This is a genomic window from Ruegeria sp. D3 (genome assembly GCF_056534465.1).
Window position 1 is genome coordinate 1 of sequence record NZ_JBQFPK010000045.1, and the last position, 1732, is coordinate 1732.

General features: G+C 58.4%; 1 protein-coding gene. It reads left to right on the top strand.

Annotation, left to right across the window (positions count from 1 at the left end; genetic code table 11):
* Positions 1-212 precede the first annotated feature (212 nt).
* Entirely contained in the window at positions 213-1598 is a 1386-nt protein-coding gene (locus tag ACR0DX_RS22695; RefSeq protein ID WP_170437437.1) for an IS1182 family transposase, read from the top strand.
* Positions 1599-1732: the final 134 nt, after the last annotated feature.

The window sequence follows — 1732 nt, forward strand, 5'->3', positions numbered from 1 at the left end:
GGGTTGGGGGTAGCAAGTGCAATACAATTCGACAGGGTGGTGCGGCCCACAGGTGCTCGCCGAGGATACGGCCCTATCGAATTTTGTTCGGGCGCGAGGGTTGCGTCCCCTAGCTCTGCTGTTTTGCAGGTCGGGCGTATTTCGTTGAAAAACTCTTGGTTGATTGAGTGGTAAGTCGCTGATTCAATTCGTCCTGTAGGGAGGAATTGGCGATGATGGGACCGAGGCAGGAAGCGCAGGCGGCGTTGTTCTACGAGTTCTCGCTGGAAGATCATGTCCCGCAAGATCACCTGCTGCGCTCGATTGATCGGTTCGTCGATCTTGGCAGCATCCGGTCGCATCTGGCGGAGTTCTACAGCCATACTGGACGCCCCTCGGTTGACCCCGAGTTGCTTATCCGAATGCTACTCGTGGGCTACTGCTTCGGGATCCGGTCCGAGCGGCGGCTTTGTGAAGAGGTTCATCTGAACCTAGCCTATCGGTGGTTCTGTCGGCTCGATCTGAACGACCGTGTGCCGGATCATTCCACATTCTCGAAGAACCGGCATGGGCGGTTCCGCGAAAGCGAACTGCTGCGCTACCTGTTCGAGATGACCGTGGCACACAGCATTGAGGAAGGCCTCGTCAGCGGTCAGCGTATGGCCATCGATGCAAGCTTGATCGAAGCCGATGCCAACAAGCAGAACTCAACGCCGAAGGAAGAGTGGGACGCCTCAACCGTTGATCCGACCGACGCGCCCCGCGCCGTCCGCGAGTATCTCGACACGCTGGACGAGGCTGCGTTCGGCGCTGCCAGCGAGGTTCAGCCCAAGTTCACATCGCATTCCGATCCGGCGAGCCAATGGACCGCAGCCCGCAAAGGCCCTGCATTCTTTAGCTATTCCGACAACTACCTGATCGATACAGATCACGGAGTTATCATCGACGTCGAAGCCACCAGATCAATCCGTCAGGCTGAGGTCGGATCGACCAAGACCATGTTGAACCGAGTAAAGGAACGGTTCGATCTGCATCCGGAGAGACTAATCGCGGACACCGCCTATGGCACCGGCCCACTTCTGGGCTGGCTGGTTGATCGCAAGATTGCGCCGCATATCCCGGTGTTCGACAAGTCCGGTCGCAATGACGGCACCTGGACCCGCGCCGACTTCGAATGGGATGCTGAGAATGACCAATACATCTGTCCCGAAGGTCACGCCCTCAAGCAGTTCCGCCGCAACTACTCAGACCCCAACCGCGGTCCGACGGGCAAGGGCACCGCTCGCTATCGCGCTCTGAAAGAGGTCTGTCAGGTCTGCCCATCGAAAACCAAGTGCTGCCCCAACGCGGATGCCCGCAAGATCAGCCGCGAAGAAACAGAAGACGCCCGCCAGGTGGCTCGAGACATTGCCAAGACCCGCCAGTACGACATCTCAATGAAGCTCAGAAAGAAGGTGGAAATGCTCTTCGCCCACCTCAAACGCATTCTCGGCCTGGGTCGGCTCCGATTACGTGGCCCATGCGGCGCAAACGACGAATTCCTCCTCGCCGCCACCGCCCAGAACCTCCGCAAACTGGCCAAGATCTTTCCCGCACCGCAGCAAACACGTAAAGCCTGATCAGAAAGGCACTCGCGCTCGGTTCAGCACACCACTTTCTGCGTCCGCAACACGTTGTTTTTCCACAGAATCGGCGGAAGCCGGACGTTCGCTGCGGGTGCAACATTCTACAGCGCGAGACACCAAAGCAGTCA